Source organism: Microbacterium sp. NPDC055665, assembly GCF_053618035.1.
Genome location: NZ_JBSHGY010000003.1, coordinates 219,405 through 236,309, shown reverse-complemented (window position 1 = coordinate 236,309; position 16,905 = coordinate 219,405). Strand labels below are relative to the sequence as shown.

Genomic DNA, 16,905 nt, shown 5'->3' with positions numbered 1-16,905 from the left:
AAGAGAAGATGCCTCGCAGTCTTAAGAAGGGCCCCTTCGTCGACGATCACCTGCTTCGCAAGGTGGTCGTGCAGAACGAAGCCGGCACCAAGAACGTCATCAAGACCTGGTCCCGTCGGTCCATGATCATCCCGGCCATGCTGGGTCACACGATCGCGGTCCACGACGGACGCAAGCACATCCCCGTGTTCGTGTCCGAGACCATGGTCGGTCACAAGCTGGGCGAGTTCGCGCCCACCCGCACCTTCCGCGGCCACGAGAAGGACGACAAGAAGGGGCGGCGCCGCTAATGGTCGAATCGATCGCACGCGTGCGACACATCCGCGTGACCCCTCAGAAGGCTCGTCGTGTCGTCGCGCTCATCAAGGGCAAGCAGGCCCAGGAGGCTCTGGCGATCCTGAAGTTCGCACAGCAGAGCGCCAGCGAGCCGATCTACAAGCTTGTCGCGTCGGCCATGGCCAACGCGCAGGTCAAGGCAGATCGCGACGGCGAGTTCCTCGACGAGAAGGACCTGTACGTGGCCAACGCGTACGTCGACGAGGGCACCACGCTCAAGCGTTTCCAGCCCCGTGCACAGGGTCGCGCTTTCCAGATCAAGAAGCGCACGAGCCACATCACGGTCGTGCTCTCGACGCCTGAGGCAGCTCCGGCCGCCGCGGGCGACAGCAACAAGAAGGCGAGCAAGTAATGGGACAGAAGGTAAACCCGTACGGCTTCCGTCTCGGCATCACGACGGACCACGTCTCGCGTTGGTTCTCTGACTCGACGAAGCCGGGTCAGCGTTACGCCGACTACGTCGCCGAGGACATCAAGATCCGCAACCTGCTCAAGACGCAGCTCGACCGCGCCGGTGTCTCGAACATCGAGATCGAGCGCACCCGTGACCGCGTCCGCGTCGACATCCACACCGCCCGTCCGGGCATCGTGATCGGTCGTCGTGGCGCCGAGGCCGAGCGCATCCGCGGCGACCTCGAGAAGCTCTCGGGCAAGCAGATCCAGCTGAACATCCTCGAGGTCAAGAACCCCGAGGCCGACGCTCAGCTCGTCGCACAGGGCATCGCCGAGCAGCTCTCTGCTCGCGTGGCGTTCCGTCGTGCGATGCGCAAGGGTCTGCAGGGCGCTCAGCGCGCCGGCGCCAAGGGCATCCGCATCCAGGTCTCCGGCCGCCTCGGCGGCGCCGAGATGAGCCGTTCGGAGTTCTACCGCGAGGGTCGTGTGCCGCTGCACACGCTGCGCGCGAACATCGACTACGGCTTCTACGAGGCGAAGACCACCTTCGGCCGCATCGGCGTGAAGGTCTGGATCTACAAGGGCGACCTGACCGCCAAGGAGCTCGCTCGCGAGCAGGCCAACGCACCCAAGGCTCGTCGTGACGACCGTGGTGGCGACCGCCGCCGTGCCCCGCGCAACGAGGCACCTGTCGCAGAAGGAGCGTCGGCATAATGCTCATCCCCCGTAAGGTCAAGTTCCGCAAGCAGCACCACCCGGGTCGCTCGGGCCAGGCCACCGGCGGCACGAAGGTCTCCTTCGGCGAGTACGGTATCCAGGCACTGACCCCCGCTTACGTGACGAACCGTCAGATCGAGTCCGCTCGTATCGCGATGACCCGTCACATCAAGCGTGGTGGAAAGGTGTGGATCAACATCTACCCCGACCGTCCGCTCACGAAGAAGCCTGCCGAGACCCGCATGGGTTCCGGTAAGGGTTCCCCCGAGTGGTGGGTCGCGAACGTCAAGCCGGGCCGTGTCCTCTTCGAGGTCGCGGGTGTCGACGAGGAGCTCGCACGTGAAGCTCTGACCCGTGCAATTCACAAGCTGCCGCTCAAGGCACGCATCATCAAGCGCGAGGAGGGCGACGCGTAATGGCGATCGGCACCAAGGAGCTCGCCCCGGCAGAGCTCGACACATTCGAAGACCAGCGCCTCGTCGAGGAGCTGCGCAAGGCCAAGGAGGAGCTGTTCAACCTCCGTTTCCAGTCGGCCACCGGCCAGCTGGAGAGCCACGGCCGCATCCGCGCCGTCAAGCGCGACATCGCGCGCCTCTACACCGTGATCCGCGAACGCGAGCTGGGCATCCGTGCGACGCCTGCTCCGGTCGAGGCTCCGGCTAAGAAGGCGACCAAGTCGAAGGCGAAGAAGGCGGACTCCGCCGACGACGCCGTGAAGGAAGAGGCTGAGTGATGGCCACCAAGAAGGAAGCGACTGTGGAGACGCAGGCCGCAGGACACGAGTCGTCCGAGCACGACGTCCGCGACTCCGCTGCCCGCGGTTACCGCAAGGCACGTCGCGGCTACGTCGTCAGCGACAAGATGGACAAGACCATCGTGGTCGAGGTCGAGGACCGCGTGAAGCACCCGCTTTACGGCAAGGTCATCCGCCGCACCTCGAAGGTCAAGGCGCACGATGAGGCGAACTCCGCCGGCATCGGCGACCTGGTCCTGATCAACGAGACCCGCCCGCTGAGCGCCACGAAGCGCTGGCGCCTGGTGGAGATTCTGGAGAAGGCCAAGTGATTCAGCAGGAATCCCGACTCAAGGTCGCCGACAACACCGGCGCCAAGGAGCTCCTCACGATTCGTGTCCTCGGTGGCTCGAAGCGTCGTTACGCCGGTCTCGGCGACACCATCGTCGCGACCGTCAAGGACGCGATCCCCGGTGGCAACGTGAAGAAGGGCGACGTCGTCAAGGCGGTCATCGTCCGCACCAAGAAGGAGGTCCGTCGTCCGGACGGCTCCTACATCAAGTTCGACGAGAACGCCGCAGTGATCCTGAAGAACGACGGGGAGCCCCGCGGCACCCGTATCTTCGGGCCGGTCGGTCGTGAGCTTCGCGACAAGAAGTTCATGAAGATCGTCTCGCTGGCGCCGGAGGTCATCTAATCATGGCGAAGATCAAGAAGGGTGACCTGGTTCAGGTCATCACCGGTGCCACGCAGGAGCGTGGCGGCGACCGTGGCAAGCAGGGCAAGGTCCTCGACGTCCTCGCCGACAAGAACCGCGTGATCGTCGAAGGCGTGAACTACGTCACCAAGCACACCCGCGTCGGACAGACGCAGCGTGGCACCAAGACCGGAGGCCTCGAGACCGTCGAAGCCTCCATCCACATCTCGAACGTCGCACTCGTCGACCCTTCGACCAAGAAGCCGACCAAGGTCGGCCACCGGGTCGAGGAGCAGACCAAGGACGGCGTCAAGCGCACCGTCCGCGTGCGGTACGCGAAGAAGAGCGGTAAGGACCTCTGATGAGCACCGACACTGCCGCGCCGGCTGGCAAGATCCAGCCGCGCCTGAAGCAGAAGTACAACAGCGAGATCAAGAAGGCTCTGCAGGACGAGTTCGGTTACGCGAACGTCATGCAGATCCCCGGACTGGTCAAGGTCGTCGTGAACACCGGTGTCGGCGAGGCAGCTCGCGACAGCAAGGTGATCGATGGTGCGGTCGACGACCTCACCAAGATCACCGGCCAGAAGCCGATCGTCACGAAGGCCCGCAAGTCCATCGCGCAGTTCAAGCTGCGCGAGGGCCAGGCCATCGGCGCGCACGTCACCCTCCGCGGTGACCGCGCGTGGGAGTTCGTGGACCGTCTCGTCTCGCTGGCACTGCCCCGTATCCGCGACTTCCGCGGTCTCTCGGGCAAGCAGTTCGACGGCAACGGCAACTACACCTTCGGTCTCCAGGAGCAGAGCGTGTTCCACGAGATCGATCAGGACAAGATCGACCGGGTTCGCGGTTTCGACATCACCGTCGTCACCACCGCGAAGACGGATGACGAGGGTCGGGCGCTGCTCCGTCACCTCGGCTTCCCGTTCCGCTCGGAAGACGCACAGGCGTAATGCCTCTGACGGGCTCAGTGGTCTCGTGTCACTGAGCCCGTCGATGTGCACGTACAATTGAAGATTGCGTGTCATCGCAGGCCGTCTGTCGTGTAACGGCAGCCGGAACCTCATGAACAAAGGAAAACAACAATGACAATGACAGACCCGGTCGCAGATCTGCTGACCCGTCTGCGTAACGCGAACTCGGCGCACCACGATTCCGTGACCCTGCCGTCGAGCAAGCTCAAGACGAACATCGCTCAGATCCTCCAGCAGGAGGGCTACATCGCCGGCTGGGAGACCTCTGACGCACGCGTCGGACAGAACCTCACGCTGACGCTGAAGTACGGCCCCAACCGTGAGCGCTCGATCGCTGGTATCAAGCGCGTCTCGAAGCCCGGTCTCCGCGTCTACGCGAAGTCCACCGAGCTCCCCACGGTCCTCGGCGGTCTCGGCGTGGCCATCCTGTCCACCTCCTCCGGTCTTCTCACCGACCGTCAGGCTGAGCAGAAGGGCGTGGGCGGAGAAGTTCTCGCCTACGTGTGGTAATTCGAAATGTCGCGTATTGGACGACTTCCCATCGACGTTCCCGCGGGCGTGACCGTTTCGGTCGACAACCGCGTGGTCTCGGTGAAGGGCCCCAAGGGTGAGCTCACCCTGACGGTCGCCAACCCCATCGAGGTCGCGGTCGAGGAGAACCAGGTTCTGGTCTCCCGTCCCGACGACGAGCGCGAGTCGCGGTCGCTTCACGGCCTGACCCGCACGCTCATCAACAACAACATCATCGGCGTGACCCAGGGCTACACCAAGGGTCTCGAGGTCGTCGGCACCGGTTACCGCGTGCAGCAGAAGGGGAGCTCGGTCGAGTTCGCCCTCGGCTTCTCGCACCCGGTCCTGATCGACCCGCCCGCCGGCATCACGCTCACGGTAGAGGGCACCACGAAGCTCACCGTCAGCGGGATCGACAAGCAGGCTGTCGGCGAGGCAGCTGCCAACATCCGCAAGATCCGCAAGCCCGAGCCGTACAAGGGCAAGGGTGTGCGCTACGCCGGCGAGAACGTGCGTCGCAAGGCCGGAAAGAGTGGTAAGTAACCATGGCTCTCAAGTCAAAGTCTGACGCCCGCGCGCGTCGTCACGCCCGCCTTCGCAAGAAGGTCGTCGGCACCGAGGTGCGTCCGCGCCTCGTCGTCAACCGCTCGGCCCGCCACGTCTTCGTGCAGCTGGTCGACGACAGCAAGGGTCACACCGTCGCGTCGGCATCGACGCTCGAGACCGACCTGCGCTCGCTCGAGGGTGACAAGACCGCCAAGGCCCGCAAGGTCGGCGAGCTTCTCGCCGAGCGTGCGAAGGCTGCCGGCGTTTCCGAGGCAGTGTTCGACCGTGGCGGCAACCGCTACGCCGGTCGTGTCGCCGCCATCGCCGACGGCGCCCGCGAGGGGGGTCTGGCACTGTGAGTGACAACAAGGAGAACGAAGTGACCGAAACGGCTGCTGCCGCTCCCGAGGCGGCTGCTGTCGTCTCTGAGACGGCCGCCGGCACGACCCAGGCTGAGCCTGCTCGCGAAGGCCGCCGCGGTGGCGGTCGCGATCGCAACCAGGGCGGCGGTCGTGACCGCAACTCGCGTGACCGTGGCGACAACCAGTTCCTGGAGCGCGTCGTCACCATCAACCGCGTCTCGAAGGTCGTGAAGGGTGGTCGTCGCTTCAGCTTCACCGCCCTCGTGGTCGTCGGTGACGGCAACGGTCTGGTCGGCGTCGGCTACGGCAAGGCCCGAGAGGTCCCCCTGGCGATCTCGAAGGGTGTCGAAGAGGCCAAGCGCAACTTCTTCCGCGTTCCGCGCGTCGGCAGCACCATCCCGCACCCCGTGCAGGGTGAGGCCGCCGCTGGTGTGGTCCTGCTCCGCCCGGCCGCTGCCGGTACCGGTGTCATCGCCGGTGGTCCGGTCCGCGCCGTGCTCGAGTGCGCCGGTATCCACGACGTGCTGTCGAAGTCGCTCGGCTCGTCGAACACGATCAACATCGTGCACGCGACGGTCGCCGCCCTGAAGCAGCTCGAGGAGCCCCGTGCGGTCGCCGCGCGTCGTGGCCTCGAGTTCGACCAGGTCGCCCCTGCCCGCCTCGTGCGCGCAGAGGCCGAGGCCATCGCCGCACAGAAGGTAGGTGCCTGATGGCCGCGCGACTGAAGGTCACGCAGATCAAGTCCAAGGTGAGCGAGAAGCAGAACCAGCGTGACACGCTGCGCAGCCTCGGTCTCAAGCGGATCGGTGACACCACCGTCCGCCCCGACGACGCGCAGACGCGCGGTTACGTCAAGACCGTCGCACACCTCGTCAAGGTTGAGGAGATCGACTAATGGCTGAGAAGAACGAGGCCGTCGAGGCCGAGAAGGCCCCGAAGAAGGCTGCAGCTCCCAAGGCTGCCGCCGAGAAGAAGCCCGCCGCGAAGAAGGCTCCGGCCAAGACCGCTGCGTCCGCCGCCAAGGCTGACGCTCCGGCCAAGAAGCCGGCTGCCAAGAAGGCTGCGCCCGCGAAGGATGCTCCGGCATCCCGCCCCGGCGTGCTGAAGGTCCACCACCTGCGTCCGGTCCCCGGATCCAACACCGCCAAGACTCGCGTCGGCCGTGGTGAGGGCTCCAAGGGTAAGACCGCTGGTCGTGGTACCAAGGGCACCAAGGCGCGCAACACCGTTCGCGTCGGCTTCGAGGGTGGGCAGATGCCGCTGCACATGCGCACCCCGAAGCTGCGCGGGTTCAAGAACCCGTTCCGCGTCGAGTACCAGGTCGTGAACCTGGAGAAGCTCGCGGAGCTGTACCCCAAGGGTGGCGATGTCACCATCGGCGACCTGGTCGCCAAGGGTGCCGTTCGCAAGAACGAGAAGGTCAAGGTTCTCGGAAACGGCGACATCGCCGTGAAGCTCACCGTTTCGGTCGACAAGGTCTCGGGTTCTGCCGAGCAGAAGATCGTCGCGGCCGGCGGATCCGTCAAGTAACCGCACAATGAGAGGGGCCGGAGATTCTCCGGCCCCTCTCGTCGTTTCACACTCCGAGACCTCGCTCTGGGGCCGCATCCGGCGGGCCTGGTATCGGTGACGAATTCCGGGAACCCCGGATTGCGTTACCCTGGTCTTTCAGCCGTCCTTCGGGAATCGGCAACTTTTCAGGAGGAACGTCCTTGTTTAGCGCCATCGCGCGGATCTTCCGCACCCCGGACCTGCGTCGGAAGATCGGTTTCACCCTCGCCATCATCGCGATCTACCGTCTCGGCTCCAACGTCCCCGCGCCGTTCGTGAACTTCCCGAACGTCGAGGAGTGCCTCGCGGAGAACGCGGGCACCGACGGCCTGCTCGGACTGGTCAACCTCTTCTCCGGCGGTGCGCTGCTGCAGCTGTCGATCTTCGCGCTCGGCGTCATGCCGTACATCACGGCGACGATCATCACGCAGCTGCTCCGCGTGGTCATCCCGCACTTCGAGGCGCTGCACAAGGAAGGACAGGCCGGTCAGGCCCGTCTGACCCAGTACACCCGCTACCTCACCATCGCTCTCGCGTTGCTCCAGTCGACGACGCTCGTGACGGTGGCGCGCAGCGGGCAGCTCTTCGGCTCGACCGACCTCGCCGCCTGCCAGCAGCTCCTGACGAACGACGTGTGGTGGGCGCAGCTGCTCATCATCATGACGATGACGGCCGGCACCGGACTCATCATGTGGTTCGCCGAGCTCGTCACCGAGCGCGGAATCGGCAACGGCATGTCGCTGCTCATCTTCACGTCCATCGCCGCGACGTTCCCCGGCGCCATGGGCCTCATCTGGCAGACCAAGGGCTTCGAGGTCTTCCTGCTCGTACTGCTGGTCGGAATCGTCGTCATGGGTCTCGTCGTCTTCGTCGAGCAATCCCAGCGGCGGATCCCCGTGCAGTACGCCAAGCGCATGGTCGGCCGCCGCACGTACGGCGGCACCAACACGTACATCCCGATCAAGGTGAACATGGCGGGTGTGATCCCCGTGATCTTCGCGTCGTCGCTGCTGTACATCCCGGCCCTGATCGCGCAGTTCAACACTCCGCAGGACGGATCGACGCCGCCCGAGTGGGTCAGCTGGATCACCGCGAACTTCACGACGGGCAACAGCCCGGTCTACATGGCGGCGTACTTCCTCCTGATCATCGGCTTCACCTACTTCTACGTGGCGATCACGTTCAACCCGGTCGAGGTCGCGGACAACATGAAGAAGTACGGCGGGTTCATCCCCGGCATCCGTGCGGGTCGTCCGACCGCCGAGTACCTCGACTACGTGCTCACCCGCATCACGCTCCCGGGCTCGCTGTACCTCGGTCTGATCGCGCTCATCCCGCTGATCGCACTGGCCACGGTCGGCGCGAACCAGAACTTCCCGTTCGGCGGCGCCTCGATCCTCATCATCGTCGGTGTGGGTCTCGAGACGGTCAAGCAGATCGACGCGCAGCTGCAGCAGCGACACTATGAAGGGCTCCTCCGATGACAGCATCCGCACGTCTTCTCATCGTCGGCCCGCAGGGCTCCGGCAAGGGCACGCAGGGCGTGCGCATCGCCGAGTCCTACGGCATCCCGGTCGTCTCGACCGGTGACATCTTCCGCGCGAACATCAAGGAGGGGACGCCGCTGGGCCAGCAGGTCACGGCGATCCTCGACAAGGGTGACCTCGTCCCGGACGAGCTGACGAGCGAGATCGTGCGCGATCGGCTGTCGCAGGAAGACGCGGCTCACGGGTTCCTGCTCGACGGGTACCCGCGCAACACCGCGCAGGTCGCACATCTGGAGTCGTTCCTCGCGGAGCGGGGGGAGTCGCTCGACGCGGTCATCCTCCTCGACGTCCCGCGCGAGGAGAGCCTCGAGCGTCTCACGCTCCGTGCCACCGAGCAGGGCCGTTCGGACGACACGCCTGAGGCCATCGGCCACCGTCTGGACATCTACGAGCGCGAGACCGCTCCGATCATCGAGGTGTACGGCGCCAAGGGCATCGTCGACCGCATCGACGGCACCGGCGCTCTCGACGACGTCACCGAGCGGATCACGGCGGCTCTGGCCGCTCGTGGACTCCGCCTCGCGGCCTCCGCCTCCTGAGATGTTCCGCCGGTCGATCTACAAGACCCCCGCTCAGCTGAGCGCCATGGTCGAGCCGGGGCTCATCACCGCCGCGGCCCTGAAAGCCGTCCGCCCGCTGATCAAGGCCGGCGTCACGACGCTCGAGCTGGACGCGGTGGCCAACCGCACCATCCTGGCCCGCGGCGCGGAGTCGAACTTCCAGCTGGTGCGCGGCTACCACCACACGACGTGCATCTCGGTGAACGAGCAGGTCGTGCACGGGATCCCGAGTGACCGGGTGCTGCAGCCCGGGGACATCGTCTCGGTCGACTGCGGTGCGCAGTTCAAGGGCTGGAACGGCGACAGCGCGATCACGGTCGTGGTCCCCGACCCGGAGCGGCCCGAGCTGGTCGCGCAGCGCCAAGAGCTCTCGCGTGTGACCGAGGGGTCCATGTGGGCCGGCATCGCCGCCATGGCATCCGTGTCGTCGATCGACGAGATCGGCGCGGCGATCCAGGACTACATCGAGGCCCAGGGCCCTTCGGCGGTGTCGGGGGAGCCGTATGGCATCCTCCGCGAGTACGTCGGCCACGGCATCGGGCGCAAGATGCACGAAGCGCCCAGCGTCTTCAACTACCGCACGCCGGACCGCGGCGAAGAGGTCAAGCCGGGCCTGGTGCTCGCGATCGAGCCCATGGTCACGGCCGGTGGAGATTCGACGTTCATCGAGGACGACGACTGGACCGTCACGACGGTGGACGGCACGGACGGCTCCCATTGGGAACATAGCGTCGCCCTGCATGATGGGGGTGTCTGGGTGCTGACTGCGCCCGATGGCGGAAGAGCCGGACTCGCTCCATTCGGAGTCGAGCCTCGAGAGATCGGAAAGTAATGGCAGCGGCGAAGAGCAACACCAACTGGTTCGCGATCGGCGTCTCCATCGCCGTGGTCGTGGTGCTGGTGGCGATCGGTGGACTCGTGGTGTTCCTCAACCAGCAGGCGACTTCGCCCGGTGCGGCGCCCAAGGCTAACGACACGTTCAATTCCGAGACCGGTGCGATCTCGTTCGGCGACGGCGAGGACACGGTCGCGGTGTTCGTCGACTTCCAGTGCCCGATCTGCGCCAGCTTCGAAGAGCAGTACGGGGAGCAGCTGGAAGCGGCTGCCGCCGATGGTCGTATCACCCTCGAGTACCACCCCATCGCGATTCTGGACCGCTTCTCGCAGGGCACCGAGTACTCGTCTCGCTCCGCCGGCGCGGCATTCTGCGTTGCGGAGTCGAACCCGGATCTCTACCTCGATTACTCCAAGACGCTTTTCGAGAACCAGCCGGCAGAGAATTCCGCCGGTCTCACCACCGACCAGCTCGCCGAGTTCGCATCGCAGGTCGGCGCCGACGACGCGGTCTCGTGCATCACGGACGAGACGTACCGCAAGTTCGGAGCGGCGCAGGCGAAGGCCCATGACATCAAGGGCACGCCGACCATCGAGGTCAACGGCAAGCGCCTCGACCTGCAGGCCGGCGAGATCACCGAGATGGAGAAGCTGATCGGTTGATCCGACGGCTTCCCGCCGCGGACGGTCAAGTTGCCGGATGGCTCCGGAGCGTCTAACATAGATCTTTGGTGCTTTGTGCCTTGATTCGGCGTGTCCGTCGGCGCAGCACCACAAACCAATCACCCACCGCAGATCGACCGATCTGCAGAAGCGTCAGCGAGGCTATGGCTAAGAAAGACGGTGTCATCGAGATCGAGGGCGTGATCTCCGAGGCTCTGCCCAACGCGATGTTCCGCGTTGAGCTCAGCAACGGACACAAGGTCCTTGCAACGATCTCCGGCAAGATGCGACAGAACTACATCCGCATCATCCCCGAGGACCGTGTGGTCGTGGAGCTCAGCCCCTACGACCTGACCCGCGGCCGTATCGTCTACCGCTACCGCTGATCGGTCGAGAAGTAACGGCCTGCCCCTGCCTGGGGCGGTACGAAGACAGCGAACAGGAAACATCATGAAGGTCAACCCCAGCGTCAAGCCCATCTGCGATCACTGCAAGGTGATCCGCCGTCACGGCCGCGTCATGGTGATCTGCAAGAGCAACCCGCGTCACAAGCAGCGCCAGGGCTGAGTCCCCGGCGGGCCCGCCGATCCGATCGACGGGCCCGAGCTGCGCGGCATCGCTCACGCACATCTCATAACTGAACACACAACGGCAGGATCAGAACCCGCGCAAGCGGGGGACACCTCGGGGCGGAGGCCCGGGCACCGATCCTGTTCCATACCTCCACAACACCCAGGAGAACCGCATGGCACGTCTTGCCGGCGTTGACATCCCGCGCGACAAGCGCGTGGTGATCGCCCTTACCTACATCTACGGCGTCGGCCGTACCCGCTCGGTCGAGATCCTCAAGGCGACGGAGATCGACGAGAGCATCCGCGTGAAGGACCTCAGCGACGACCAGCTGATCGCCCTCCGCGACCACATCGAAGGCAACTACAAGGTGGAGGGTGACCTGCGCCGCGAGGTTGCAGCAGACATCCGCCGCAAGGTCGAGATCGGCTCCTACGAGGGCATCCGCCACCGTCGTGGTCTCCCGGTCCGTGGTCAGCGCACCAAGACCAACGCCCGTACCCGCAAGGGCCCGAAGCGCACCGTCGCAGGCAAGAAGAAGGCCCGCTAAGCGCGGCCCCAGGGACTAGGAGAACACTTTCATGGCTGCACCCAAGGCCGCCGCGCGCAAGCCGCGCCGCAAGGAAAAGAAGAACATCGCGCTGGGCCAGGCCCACATCAAGTCGACGTTCAACAACACGATCGTCTCGATCACCGACCCGTCCGGCGCTGTCATCGCCTGGGCATCGTCGGGTGGCGTGGGCTTCAAGGGCTCCCGCAAGTCGACCCCGTACGCCGCCGGTATGGCTGCCGAGTCCGCAGCCCGCCAGGCCGCGGAGCACGGCGTCAAGAAGGTCGACGTCCTCGTGAAGGGTCCGGGCTCCGGCCGCGAGACCGCGATCCGCTCGCTGCAGGCCGCAGGCCTCGAGGTCGGTTCGATCCAGGACGTCACGCCCCAGGCGCACAACGGCTGCCGTCCGCCGAAGCGCCGCCGCGTCTGATACGCGCCTCGAGCCGCTCGGCCCATTCGTGGTCCGAGCGGCTCGACGCCCGCGTACGGGCATCGACTTCCACAACTCAAAACCTCACCCCACCACATGTCATATAGCGGGCATGTGATCGAAAGGAACACAGAGTGCTTATTGCACAGCGTCCCACACTGACCGAGGAAAAGATCGTCGAGAACCGTAGCCGGTTCATCATCGAGCCTCTGGAGCCCGGCTTCGGTTACACGATCGGCAACGCGCTGCGCCGCAGCCTGCTGTCGTCGATCCCCGGTGCTGCTGTCACCAGCGTTCGCATCGACGGCGTGCTGCACGAGTTCAGCACCATCCCCGGCGTGAAGGAGGATGTCACCGAGATCATCCTCAACATCAAGCAGCTGGTCGTCTCCTCGGAGCGCGACGAGCCCATCACGGCGTACCTGCGCAAGACCGGTTCGGGCGAGGTCACCGCCGCCGACATCTCGGCTCCGGCCGGTGTCGAGGTGCAGAACCCCGAGCTCGTCATCGCGACGCTGAACGAGACCGCCAAGTTCGAGCTCGAGCTCACGATCGAGCGTGGCCGTGGCTACGTCTCGGCGACGCAGAACCGCAACGAGTACGCAGAGGCCGGTCAGATCCCGATCGACTCGATCTACTCGCCGGTCCTCAAGGTCAGCTACCGCGTCGAGGCGACTCGTGCCGGTGAGCGCACCGACTTCGACAAGCTCGTCCTCGACGTCGAGACCAAGTCGGCGATCAGCCCCCGCGACGCCGTCGCTTCGGCTGCGAAGACGCTCACCGAGCTGTTCGGTCTCGCCCGCGAGCTGAACGTCGAGGCCGAGGGCATCGAGATCGGCCCGGCGCCGGTGGAGGCTGTGAACTCCAGCGAGCTGTCGATGCCGATCGAGGACCTCGACCTGTCGGTCCGCTCGTACAACTGCCTGAAGCGTGAGGGCATCAACACTGTTTCGGAGCTCGTCGCCCTGTCGGAGACGCAGCTCATGAACATCCGCAATTTCGGCCAGAAGTCGGTCGACGAGGTGCGCGACAAGCTCATCTCGCTCGGTCTGTCGCTCAAGGATTCGGTGCCCGGTTTCGACGGCGCCCACTTCTACGGCGGCAGCGAAGACGAGTCCTTCTGAAACCCGACCTTTCTGACCAGGAGTTAGACGATTATGCCCAAGCCCACTAAGGGTCCCCGCCTCGGAGGCGGCCCCGCACACGAGCGCCTCATGCTTGCCAACCTCGCGGCGGCGCTCTACACCCACAAGTCGATCAAGACGACCGAGACCAAGGCCAAGCGCCTTCGTCCGCTCGCCGAGCGTCTGATCACCTTCGCCAAGCGTGGCGACCTGCACGCGCGTCGTCGCGTGCTGTCGGTCATCGGTGACAAGGAAGTCGTGCACATCCTGTTCTCCGAGATCGCACCGCTCGTCGCCGAGCGCGAGGGTGGCTACACCCGCATCACGAAGGTCGGCAACCGCAAGGGCGACAACGCTCCGATGGCCGTGATCGAGCTCGTTCTCGAGCCCGTCACCCCGAAGGCGAAGTCGACCAAGAAGGCTGCTGCGGCGCCGAAGGCCGACAAGGCCGAGAAGCCCGCCGAGGACGCTCCGGCTGAGGAGACCCCCGCTGAGGAGGCTCCCGCCGAGGACGCCGCCGCCGGTGCCGAGTCGCAGGCCGAGGGCGAAGCAGCCGAGGCTGCCGCCGAGGACGCTGTCGAGAAGAAGTCCGAGTAAGCACTTCGCTCAGGAAGAAGCCCGCCGCCCCAATTCGGGGTGGCGGGCTTCTTCGTTTTCCGGGCATGGGCGAGGCGGCGATCAGCGGAGTGACTGACGATTCGCCGAACCTTTCGCCCGATTCCGCAGTGGATCGTCAACTCCTCGGTGAATCGTCCGGGGCGGCGGCGCGGACGTGGCCGGGATGGACGTCGCGACGGGATGGTGGCTGCGGGTCAGCGGGCGCGCAGATCCTTGCGGAGGATCTTCCCGGAGCTGGACTTCGGGATCACGTCGATGAACTCGACCTGGCGCACCTTCTCGTGCGGGGCGACGCGGGCGGCGACGTGCGCCATGACGGCATCCGCGTCGAGGGCGGCATCGGGCTGCCGCACCACGAAGGCCTTCGGCACCTCCTGGCCGTCTTCGTCGAGCGCACCGATCACGGCGGCGTCAGCGATGGCGGGGTGTTCGAGCAGCACGGCCTCGAGCACCGCGGGGGCGACCTGGTAGCCCTTGTACTTGATGAGCTCCTTGAGCCGGTCGACGATGCGGTAGACGCCGTCGGGGGTGACGGTCGCGACATCGCCGGTGTGCAGCCAGCCGTCGGCGTCGAGCATCTCCGCCGTGGCGTCGGGGCGGTTCAGGTAGCCGACCATGACCTGCGGGCCGCGCACCCACAGCTCGCCCGGCCCGCTGGCGCCCTCGGCGGGCACGGCCACGTCCTCGCCCGATTCCGGATCGACGAGCCGCGCCTCGGTGTTGGGTACGAGGGGACCGATGGCCGAGCGGTCGATGTCGGTGCGCGTCTCGGAGGTGAGGTTCACGGCCGGGCTCGTCTCGGTCATGCCGTAGCCCTGGGTGACGATGCACCCGAGCCGGTTGGCCACCGCCGACGCCAGAGCGCCGTCGAGCGGAGCGGCTCCGGAGAAGACGACCTTCACAGACGAGAGGTCGTACTGGTCGACGATCGGATGCTTCGCCAGCGCGACCGCGATCGGGGGCGCGACGAAGACCCAGGTCGTCCGGTGCTCCGCGATGATGCGGAGGAACTCGGGCAGATCGAACTTCGGCATCGTGACGAGTCCGGCGCGCTGACGGAGGGCGAAGTTCAGCAGCACGGTCATGCCGTAGATGTGGAAGAAGGGGAGCACCGCGAGGAGTCGGTCGCTCGCCCCGACGCCGAGCACCGGCCGGCACTGCGACACGTTGGCCACGAGGTTCCGATGCGTGAGCATCACGCCCTTGGGGCGCCCGGTCGTGCCGGAGGAGTAGGGCAGGACGGCCAGGTGCGTCGCCGGATCGAACGACACCTCCGGTGCGTGATGCCCTTCGCTCAGCAGCGCGGGCAGCGACGGATGGCCCTCCGCTCCGTCGAGGACGATCACGTGATCGGCGGCGAAGCCGAGCTTCTCCGCAGCCGCCTGCGCCCCGGGGAGCAGCGGGGAGACCGTCACGAGCCAGGTCGCCCCGGCATCAGTGAGCTGATTCGCGATTTCTTCCGCCGTGTAGAGGGAGTTGATGGTCGTCGCCGTCGCGCCCGCGCGGAGGATGCCGTGGAACACCGTCGCGAACGCGGGGATGTTGGGACACAGCACGCCGACCGTGGTCCCCACACCCACTCCGCGGGCGGCGAGGGCTCCTGCGAAGAGGTCGATCTGCCCGACGAGCTGCCGGTAGCTGGTGGTCGCCCCGCTCACCCCGTCGATCAGCGCGATCGAGTCGAGCTCGGTCTCGTCGAGCCCGCCGAAGAGGAACTCGTGGATGGAGACCTCGGGGATCTCCACATCGGGATAGGCGCTGCGAACCATGAGATCTCCTTCGATCCGGGGATGCCGACGTCGTCGTCGAATGCGATCCAGTGTCGCACACAACGGCACCGGGTCCCAGAGATCGGAAAGGGTCAGACTGCACCGTTCAACCGGTAGCGCGTGCTCGGCCGGCCCTTCGTCGAGTAGTCGAGTGTGCGGATCGCTCGGCCGGTGCTCGCGAGATGCTCGAGATAGCGTCGTGCGCTGACCCGGGAGATGTCGACGTCCTCGCCGATCTCCGTCGCGGAGGCATCGGGGCGCGCTGCGAGCGCCGCGGAGACACGGTCGAGGGTCTCGGCGCTGAGTCCCTTGGGGACGCCGAACCGCTTACGGAACGCGATGATCGCATCCGCGGCCTCGACGCGGCGGACGACGTCGTGCAGCTCGGTGTGATCCCGAAGCAGCAGGGTCGCCCCGATGCCGCCGCCGTCCGCGTCGCTGCCGGTGCTCCGCGCGACGAGCACGTGGGAGCCGATGATCACGGGCCGCCCCGCCGACTCTCCCTCGCGGAGCACGGTCGTCAGCTCGGCGCCCAGCACCTCCGCGGCGGGAGCGCCGTCGAGGTCGGCGGCATCCCGGCCGAGGAATCGCGCGGCGGCATCGTTGACCAGTGTGATCCGCCCGGCTCCGTCCACCGTGATCACGCCTTCGCTGAGACCGTGCAGCGTGGTCTCCTGGTTCTTCACGAGCGCGGCGATCTGATGGGGCTCGAGGCCGTAGATACGACGACGGATGATCGAGGTCACCCACGCCGAGCCGAACACCCCGAACACGGCGGCGGCGAGCATCGCCGAGATCAACCAGGCGAGGTTGGCGGTGAACTCCTCGTTCAGCTCCGACTCGAGGATCCCGACCGACGCGGTGCCGATGACGATGCCGTCGTCGTCGCGGATCGGCACCTTGACCCGCCAGGACGTGCCGAGCGTTCCGGTCTGCGTGCCCACGAAGATCTCACCGGAGAGGGGTATCGAGGGGTCGGTGGAGACCTCCTCGCCGATGCGGTCCGGATTCGGGTGCGAGTAGCGGATGCCGTCCTCGTCGGCCACGACCACATACGCGAGATCGGACGCCTCGCGGATGACCTCGGCAATCGGCTGGATGGTGGTCGAGGGCTCCGGATCATCGAAGGCGTCCAGGACGGTCGGCAGCGCGGCCACCGACTGCGCCACCGCCTGCATCCGATCCTTGTAGGCCTCGCGGAGAGCCTGCTCCTGGAAGGCCCCGGCCACGATGCCGGTCGCCAGGGTCACCAGGAACACGATCAGCGCCTGGAGCAGGAGCAGCTGCACGCGGAGCGTCATCTTCGAGGCCACCTGATCATTGTCGCGCCTGCGTGAGGGCCCCGCGAGCCGGGGCGGAAACCGTCTCCGACCAATAGTTCCGAAACTCCGACCAATGGTTTCCGAAGCTTGAGCGACGGCG

General features: G+C 66.1%; 27 protein-coding genes. 25 read left to right on the top strand and 2 right to left on the bottom strand.

The features are described from left to right. Window positions 1–8: 8 nt before the first annotated feature. From rpsS to rplQ, 25 genes are all read left to right on the top strand, one after another. Window positions 9–290, top strand: coding sequence for a 30S ribosomal protein S19 (rpsS, locus tag ACWGO6_RS10440; RefSeq protein WP_017829205.1), 282 nt, complete (start codon window positions 9–11; stop codon window positions 288–290). Beyond that, complete coding sequence (rplV, locus tag ACWGO6_RS10435) at window positions 290–688, top strand: 50S ribosomal protein L22 (protein ID WP_017829204.1); 399 nt, start codon at window positions 290–292, stop codon at window positions 686–688. Before rpsS ends, rplV begins: the two co-directional genes overlap by 1 nt. After that, window positions 688–1,443, top strand: a complete 756-nt coding sequence (gene rpsC / locus ACWGO6_RS10430) for a 30S ribosomal protein S3 (RefSeq protein ID WP_017201587.1) — start codon at window positions 688–690, stop codon at window positions 1,441–1,443. The genes rplV and rpsC overlap by 1 nt, the downstream gene beginning before the upstream one ends. Continuing rightward, window positions 1,443–1,862 carry a 50S ribosomal protein L16 gene (gene rplP / locus ACWGO6_RS10425; RefSeq protein WP_017829203.1) on the top strand — a complete coding sequence of 140 codons (420 nt, stop codon included), beginning with the start codon at window positions 1,443–1,445 and terminating at the stop codon, window positions 1,860–1,862. Before rpsC ends, rplP begins: the two co-directional genes overlap by 1 nt. Beyond that, on the top strand, window positions 1,862–2,179 hold the full coding sequence (rpmC, locus tag ACWGO6_RS10420; RefSeq protein WP_017829202.1) for a 50S ribosomal protein L29: 318 nt from the start codon (window positions 1,862–1,864) through the stop codon (window positions 2,177–2,179). Before rplP ends, rpmC begins: the two co-directional genes overlap by 1 nt. Next, entirely contained in the window at window positions 2,179–2,511 is a 333-nt protein-coding gene (gene rpsQ / locus ACWGO6_RS10415; RefSeq protein ID WP_021201120.1) for a 30S ribosomal protein S17, read from the top strand. The genes rpmC and rpsQ overlap by 1 nt, the downstream gene beginning before the upstream one ends. Further along, a complete protein-coding gene (rplN, locus tag ACWGO6_RS10410) occupies window positions 2,508–2,876 on the top strand; it encodes a 50S ribosomal protein L14 (RefSeq protein ID WP_017201583.1) in 369 nt (122 codons plus the stop codon). Before rpsQ ends, rplN begins: the two co-directional genes overlap by 4 nt. Window positions 2,877–2,878: 2 nt before the next feature. After that, entirely contained in the window at window positions 2,879–3,238 is a 360-nt protein-coding gene (gene rplX, locus ACWGO6_RS10405) for a 50S ribosomal protein L24 (protein ID WP_017201582.1), read from the top strand. Beyond that, window positions 3,238–3,828 (top strand): 50S ribosomal protein L5, encoded by a 591-nt coding sequence (gene rplE, locus ACWGO6_RS10400; RefSeq protein ID WP_029260923.1) that lies wholly within the window; start codon window positions 3,238–3,240, stop codon window positions 3,826–3,828. Before rplX ends, rplE begins: the two co-directional genes overlap by 1 nt. Before the next feature lie 132 nt (window positions 3,829–3,960). After that, a complete protein-coding gene (gene rpsH, locus ACWGO6_RS10395; RefSeq protein ID WP_029260924.1) occupies window positions 3,961–4,359 on the top strand; it encodes a 30S ribosomal protein S8 in 399 nt (132 codons plus the stop codon). A gap of 6 nt (window positions 4,360–4,365) precedes the next feature. After that, window positions 4,366–4,902: a 50S ribosomal protein L6 gene (gene rplF, locus ACWGO6_RS10390; protein ID WP_183150772.1), complete on the top strand. Its 537-nt coding sequence runs from the start codon at window positions 4,366–4,368 to the stop codon at window positions 4,900–4,902. Between the two features lie 2 nt (window positions 4,903–4,904). Then, the gene (gene rplR, locus ACWGO6_RS10385) at window positions 4,905–5,264 is read left to right on the top strand and encodes a 50S ribosomal protein L18 (protein ID WP_029260926.1); all 360 of its coding nucleotides are present in this window, start codon (window positions 4,905–4,907) and stop codon (window positions 5,262–5,264) included. Window positions 5,265–5,284: 20 nt separating this feature from the next. Continuing rightward, window positions 5,285–5,977, top strand: a complete 693-nt coding sequence (rpsE, locus tag ACWGO6_RS10380) for a 30S ribosomal protein S5 (RefSeq protein WP_372491805.1) — start codon at window positions 5,285–5,287, stop codon at window positions 5,975–5,977. Continuing rightward, the gene (rpmD, locus tag ACWGO6_RS10375; protein WP_017201575.1) at window positions 5,977–6,162 is read left to right on the top strand and encodes a 50S ribosomal protein L30; all 186 of its coding nucleotides are present in this window, start codon (window positions 5,977–5,979) and stop codon (window positions 6,160–6,162) included. The genes rpsE and rpmD overlap by 1 nt, the downstream gene beginning before the upstream one ends. Next, the gene (gene rplO, locus ACWGO6_RS10370; protein WP_036302867.1) at window positions 6,162–6,797 is read left to right on the top strand and encodes a 50S ribosomal protein L15; all 636 of its coding nucleotides are present in this window, start codon (window positions 6,162–6,164) and stop codon (window positions 6,795–6,797) included. Before rpmD ends, rplO begins: the two co-directional genes overlap by 1 nt. A gap of 182 nt (window positions 6,798–6,979) precedes the next feature. Further along, window positions 6,980–8,302: a preprotein translocase subunit SecY gene (gene secY, locus ACWGO6_RS10365; RefSeq protein WP_452326653.1), complete on the top strand. Its 1,323-nt coding sequence runs from the start codon at window positions 6,980–6,982 to the stop codon at window positions 8,300–8,302. After that, window positions 8,299–8,904 (top strand): adenylate kinase, encoded by a 606-nt coding sequence (locus ACWGO6_RS10360; protein WP_136041046.1) that lies wholly within the window; start codon window positions 8,299–8,301, stop codon window positions 8,902–8,904. The genes secY and ACWGO6_RS10360 overlap by 4 nt, the downstream gene beginning before the upstream one ends. A 1-nt stretch (window position 8,905) precedes the next feature. Next, window positions 8,906–9,757, top strand: coding sequence for a type I methionyl aminopeptidase (gene map / locus ACWGO6_RS10355; protein ID WP_452326652.1), 852 nt, complete (start codon window positions 8,906–8,908; stop codon window positions 9,755–9,757). Next, window positions 9,757–10,422 (top strand): DsbA family protein, encoded by a 666-nt coding sequence (locus ACWGO6_RS10350; protein WP_136041044.1) that lies wholly within the window; start codon window positions 9,757–9,759, stop codon window positions 10,420–10,422. The genes map and ACWGO6_RS10350 overlap by 1 nt, the downstream gene beginning before the upstream one ends. Window positions 10,423–10,586: 164 nt before the next feature. Then, complete coding sequence (gene infA, locus ACWGO6_RS10345) at window positions 10,587–10,808, top strand: translation initiation factor IF-1 (protein ID WP_017201569.1); 222 nt, start codon at window positions 10,587–10,589, stop codon at window positions 10,806–10,808. A gap of 64 nt (window positions 10,809–10,872) precedes the next feature. Next, complete coding sequence (rpmJ, locus tag ACWGO6_RS10340) at window positions 10,873–10,989, top strand: 50S ribosomal protein L36 (protein WP_005050492.1); 117 nt, start codon at window positions 10,873–10,875, stop codon at window positions 10,987–10,989. Window positions 10,990–11,167: 178 nt separating this feature from the next. Beyond that, a complete protein-coding gene (gene rpsM / locus ACWGO6_RS10335; protein WP_017829190.1) occupies window positions 11,168–11,542 on the top strand; it encodes a 30S ribosomal protein S13 in 375 nt (124 codons plus the stop codon). A 31-nt stretch (window positions 11,543–11,573) separates the two neighbouring features. Then, complete coding sequence (gene rpsK, locus ACWGO6_RS10330; protein WP_017829189.1) at window positions 11,574–11,972, top strand: 30S ribosomal protein S11; 399 nt, start codon at window positions 11,574–11,576, stop codon at window positions 11,970–11,972. Window positions 11,973–12,106: 134 nt separating this feature from the next. Next, window positions 12,107–13,096, top strand: a complete 990-nt coding sequence (locus tag ACWGO6_RS10325; protein WP_029260932.1) for a DNA-directed RNA polymerase subunit alpha — start codon at window positions 12,107–12,109, stop codon at window positions 13,094–13,096. Between the two features lie 33 nt (window positions 13,097–13,129). Next, a complete protein-coding gene (gene rplQ, locus ACWGO6_RS10320; protein WP_452326651.1) occupies window positions 13,130–13,693 on the top strand; it encodes a 50S ribosomal protein L17 in 564 nt (187 codons plus the stop codon). A 215-nt stretch (window positions 13,694–13,908) separates the two neighbouring features. Here the strand turns inward: rplQ and ACWGO6_RS10315 are convergent, their stop codons facing one another. Both ACWGO6_RS10315 and ACWGO6_RS10310 read right to left on the bottom strand, forming a co-directional pair. Continuing rightward, window positions 13,909–15,483 carry an AMP-binding protein gene (locus ACWGO6_RS10315; RefSeq protein WP_452326650.1) on the bottom strand — a complete coding sequence of 525 codons (1,575 nt, stop codon included), beginning with the start codon at window positions 15,481–15,483 and terminating at the stop codon, window positions 13,909–13,911. A gap of 92 nt (window positions 15,484–15,575) precedes the next feature. Further along, complete coding sequence (locus ACWGO6_RS10310; protein WP_452326649.1) at window positions 15,576–16,796, bottom strand: PAS domain-containing protein; 1,221 nt, start codon at window positions 16,794–16,796, stop codon at window positions 15,576–15,578. Window positions 16,797–16,905: the final 109 nt, after the last annotated feature.

Coding starts and splice junctions, on each gene's coding strand:
- rpmJ (WP_005050492.1), top strand. CDS start 10,873: ATGAAGGTCAACCCCAGCGTCAAGCCCATCTGCGATCACTGCAAGGTG.
- rplV (WP_017829204.1), top strand. CDS start 290: ATGGTCGAATCGATCGCACGCGTGCGACACATCCGCGTGACCCCTCAG.
- rpmC (WP_017829202.1), top strand. CDS start 1,862: ATGGCGATCGGCACCAAGGAGCTCGCCCCGGCAGAGCTCGACACATTC.
- rplQ (WP_452326651.1), top strand. CDS start 13,130: ATGCCCAAGCCCACTAAGGGTCCCCGCCTCGGAGGCGGCCCCGCACAC.
- rplR (WP_029260926.1), top strand. CDS start 4,905: ATGGCTCTCAAGTCAAAGTCTGACGCCCGCGCGCGTCGTCACGCCCGC.
- ACWGO6_RS10315 (WP_452326650.1), bottom strand. CDS start 15,483: ATGGTTCGCAGCGCCTATCCCGATGTGGAGATCCCCGAGGTCTCCATC.
- map (WP_452326652.1), top strand. CDS start 8,906: ATGTTCCGCCGGTCGATCTACAAGACCCCCGCTCAGCTGAGCGCCATG.
- ACWGO6_RS10360 (WP_136041046.1), top strand. CDS start 8,299: ATGACAGCATCCGCACGTCTTCTCATCGTCGGCCCGCAGGGCTCCGGC.
- rpsQ (WP_021201120.1), top strand. CDS start 2,179: ATGGCCACCAAGAAGGAAGCGACTGTGGAGACGCAGGCCGCAGGACAC.
- rpsK (WP_017829189.1), top strand. CDS start 11,574: ATGGCTGCACCCAAGGCCGCCGCGCGCAAGCCGCGCCGCAAGGAAAAG.
- rpsH (WP_029260924.1), top strand. CDS start 3,961: ATGACAATGACAGACCCGGTCGCAGATCTGCTGACCCGTCTGCGTAAC.
- rplO (WP_036302867.1), top strand. CDS start 6,162: ATGGCTGAGAAGAACGAGGCCGTCGAGGCCGAGAAGGCCCCGAAGAAG.
- infA (WP_017201569.1), top strand. CDS start 10,587: ATGGCTAAGAAAGACGGTGTCATCGAGATCGAGGGCGTGATCTCCGAG.
- rpmD (WP_017201575.1), top strand. CDS start 5,977: ATGGCCGCGCGACTGAAGGTCACGCAGATCAAGTCCAAGGTGAGCGAG.
- rplE (WP_029260923.1), top strand. CDS start 3,238: ATGAGCACCGACACTGCCGCGCCGGCTGGCAAGATCCAGCCGCGCCTG.
- rplP (WP_017829203.1), top strand. CDS start 1,443: ATGCTCATCCCCCGTAAGGTCAAGTTCCGCAAGCAGCACCACCCGGGT.
- rplF (WP_183150772.1), top strand. CDS start 4,366: ATGTCGCGTATTGGACGACTTCCCATCGACGTTCCCGCGGGCGTGACC.
- rpsS (WP_017829205.1), top strand. CDS start 9: ATGCCTCGCAGTCTTAAGAAGGGCCCCTTCGTCGACGATCACCTGCTT.
- rpsM (WP_017829190.1), top strand. CDS start 11,168: ATGGCACGTCTTGCCGGCGTTGACATCCCGCGCGACAAGCGCGTGGTG.
- rplX (WP_017201582.1), top strand. CDS start 2,879: ATGGCGAAGATCAAGAAGGGTGACCTGGTTCAGGTCATCACCGGTGCC.
- rpsC (WP_017201587.1), top strand. CDS start 688: ATGGGACAGAAGGTAAACCCGTACGGCTTCCGTCTCGGCATCACGACG.
- ACWGO6_RS10350 (WP_136041044.1), top strand. CDS start 9,757: ATGGCAGCGGCGAAGAGCAACACCAACTGGTTCGCGATCGGCGTCTCC.